The following is a 2,577-nucleotide window of genomic DNA, read 5'->3' on the forward strand; positions in this document are numbered from 1 at the left end:
GTTGACGGCGGTGCCGCGTACGACGGCGAGGACGCGGTGGCCGTTGCGGCGGGCGTCCGACAGCCGCTCGACGAGCAGCAGGCCGACGCCCTCGGCCCAGCCCGTGCCGTCGGCGTGCTCCGAGAAGGACTTGCAGCGGCCGTCCGGTGACAGCCCGCGAAGCCGCGAGAACTCGATGAACGCGGTCGGCGTCGACATCACCGCGGCACCGCCGGCCAGGGCCAGGTCGCACTCGCCCGACCGCAGGGCGTTCACCGCGAGGTGCATCGCCACCAGGGACGACGAGCACGCCGTGTCCACCGTGACGGTGGGTCCCTCCAGACCGAACGTGTAGGCCAGCCGCCCGCAGGCGATGCTGCCGGCGCTGCCGCTGAAGAGGTAGCCCTCGTTGCCCTCGGCGGGCAGCTGGGGCCGGGACCCGTAGTCGTTGTACATGAGGCCGGTGAACACACCGGTGCGGCTGCCGCGCAGCGACGCCGGGTCGATGCCGGCCCGCTCGAAGGTCTCCCAGGTCGTCTCCAGCAGCAGCCGCTGCTGCGGGTCGACCGCGAGCGCCTCACGCGGGGACATCCCGAAGAACTCCGGGTCGAACCGGTCCGCGTCGTGCAGGAAGCCGCCCTCGGTCGCGTACGACGTACCGGCCTCGTCCGGGTCCGGGGAGTACAGCCGCTCCAGGTCCCAGCCGCGGTTCGTGGGGAAGCCGCCGACCGCGTCCACACCGTCCGTCACCAGCCGCCACAGGTCCTCCGGGCTGGTGACGCCACCGGGGTAGCGGCAGGCCATGCCGATGATCGCGATCGGCTCCTGGGCCTTGTCCTCGGCCTCGCGCAGGCGCTTGCGCGCGTCCCGCGCGTCCGCGATGGCCCGCTTGAGGTAGTCCCTGAGTTCTTGCTCGTTCGCCACGTGCTCTCAGCTCCCCGACGTGATGTGGCTCGGTGATGAAAGGTCGTTGTGTGCGCGTCGTCGCGCGGCCCGGGTGTCCGCTGCCATCGCGCGTCCTCAGTCCAGGTCGTCGAGGAGCGCGAACAGCTCCTCGTCGGTCGCCGTGTCCAGGTCCCGGTCGTCGTCGGCGCCGCTCTCGCCGGCGGTCGCGTCGGCCAGGTCCAGCAGCTCCCTGAGACGCCCGGTGATCTGCTGGAGCGCCTCCCGGTCGGCCGCCGCGACCGACTGGATGGAGTCCTTCAGCCGGTCCAGGTCCGACAGGACCGGGGTGGCCGCGGAGACCTCCTCGACCGTGATCTGCCGGCGCAGGTACGCGGCGAGCGCGGCCGGGTTCGGGTAGTCGAAGACCAGCGTGCTCGGCAGTCGCAGACCGGTGGCGGCGTTGAGCTGGTTGCGCAGCTCGACGGCGGTGAGCGAGTCGAAGCCCATCTCCTGGAAGGCCCGCTCGGCGTCGACGGCGCCCTGGTCGGCGTGTCCCAGCACGGCGGCGACCTGCGTGCGCACCAGGTCCGTCAGGACCTCCGTGCGCTGCTCCTCCGGCAGGGCGCCCAGGCGCTCCGCCAGGGACGGGCCGCCCTCGCCGCCGGACCCCGTGCCCGCCGCGGCGGCGGTACGGCGCGGGGCGGTCGGCGCCAGGGCCCGCAGGACCGCCGGGAGCCGGTCCGCCTGCCGGCGCAGCACGGCCGTGTCGAGCCGGGTGACGGCCAGGACGGCCTCGCCGGTGGTGGGGGCGGCGTCGAACAGGTCCATCGCGTCGTCCGACGACAGCGGCAGCAGGCCGAGCCGCGCGAGCCGGCGCAGGTCGGTCTCGTCGAGGCCGCCGCTGATGGTGCTGGCCTCGGCCCACAGTCCCCAGGCGAGGCTGGTGGCGGGCAGGCCGTGGGCGCGGCGGTGCTGGGCGAGAGCGTCGAGGAAGGTGTTGCCGGCGGCGTAGTTGGCCTGTCCGGCGTTGCCGATGAGGCCGGCGATCGACGAGTAGAGCACGAAGGCCGTCAGGTCCCGGTCCTTCGTCAGCTCGTGCAGGTTCCAGGCCGCGTCGACCTTGGGCTGGAGCACCTTCGCCAGCCGCTGGGGCGTCAGGTCCGTGAGGACCGTGTCGTCGAGGACGCCGGCGGTGTGGACGACCGCGGTCAGCGGCCGGTCGTCCGGGATGCCGGCGAGTACGGCGGTCAGGGCGTCCCGGTCGGCGGCGTCGCAGGCGGCGAAGGTGACGTCGGCGCCCAGTGCGGTGAGTTCGTCGTGCAGCTCCCGGGCGCCGGGGGCGTCGATGCCCCGGCGGGAGAGCAGGAGCAGGTGCCGGGCGTCGTGCCGCGTGACGAGGTGCCGGGCCAGGAAGCCGCCGAGGGCTCCGGTGGCGCCGGTGACGAGGACGGTGCCGCCGTCCCAGCGGGGAGGAGTCTGCGTGTCCTTGGCGGTGCTGCGGGCCAGTTGGGGTGTGAGCACGGTGGTGCCGCGTACGGCGGCTTGCGGGACGTCGGGGGAGACGTGCCGCGGGTCGAGGGTGTCCGTGTCGCGGTCGACGAGGACGATGCGGCCGGGGTTCTCGGTCTGGGCGACCCGGACCAGGCCCCACACACCGGCGTGCGCGAGATCCGTGACGTCCTCGCCGTCACCGGTCGCCACCGCGCCCCGCGT

2 protein-coding genes are annotated in these 2,577 nt (G+C 74.0%); both read right to left on the reverse strand.

The window, feature by feature from the left end; all coding sequences use genetic code 11:
• The coding region (locus H0H10_RS15295) for a beta-ketoacyl synthase N-terminal-like domain-containing protein (protein WP_188181502.1) at positions 1–903 on the reverse strand (903 nt) is incomplete at its 3' end.
• Between the two features lie 96 nt (positions 904–999).
• Positions 1,000–2,577, reverse strand: a 1,578-nt coding sequence (locus H0H10_RS15300) for a type I polyketide synthase (RefSeq protein WP_188181503.1), incomplete at its 5' end; no start/stop codon positions are given.

Source organism: Streptomyces griseicoloratus, assembly GCF_014534645.1.
GTDB lineage: Bacteria > Actinomycetota > Actinomycetes > Streptomycetales > Streptomycetaceae > Streptomyces > Streptomyces griseicoloratus.